2 tRNA genes and 1 rRNA gene are annotated in these 401 nt (G+C 51.9%); all 3 read left to right on the forward strand.

Annotated elements, in window-relative coordinates:
- Nucleotides 1-64 (forward strand): 16S ribosomal RNA (locus Q7F16_RS30100); the annotation flags it as partial.
- Nucleotides 65-187: 123 nt separating this feature from the next.
- Nucleotides 188-264 (forward strand) — tRNA-Ile (locus Q7F16_RS30105).
- A gap of 10 nt (nt 265-274) precedes the next feature.
- A tRNA-Ala gene (locus tag Q7F16_RS30110) sits at nt 275-350 on the forward strand.
- Nucleotides 351-401: the final 51 nt, after the last annotated feature.

Consider the following 401-nt stretch of genomic DNA (forward strand, 5'->3'; position numbering starts at 1 on the left):
CATGACTGGGGTGAAGTCGTAACAAGGTAGCCGTAGGGGAACCTGCGGCTGGATCACCTCCTTAATCGACGACCGCAGCTGCTTCATGAGCTCCCACACGAATTGCTTGATTCATTGAAGAAGACGATAGAAGCAGCTTTAAGCTCCAAGCTGATAGCTCATAGCTAACAGTTACAAGCTCGAAATTGGGTCTGTAGCTCAGTTGGTTAGAGCGCACCCCTGATAAGGGTGAGGTCGGCAGTTCGAATCTGCCCAGACCCACCAATTTTGTAATGGGGCCATAGCTCAGCTGGGAGAGCGCCTGCCTTGCACGCAGGAGGTCAGCGGTTCGATCCCGCTTGGCTCCACCACTACTGCTTCGATTGTATAAAGCTTAGAAATGAGCATTCCATCGGTTCGAT

The sequence above is a fragment of the Pseudomonas sp. Lb2C2 genome, from assembly GCF_052112205.1.
Classification (GTDB): Bacteria; Pseudomonadota; Gammaproteobacteria; order Pseudomonadales; family Pseudomonadaceae; genus Aquipseudomonas; species Aquipseudomonas kilonensis.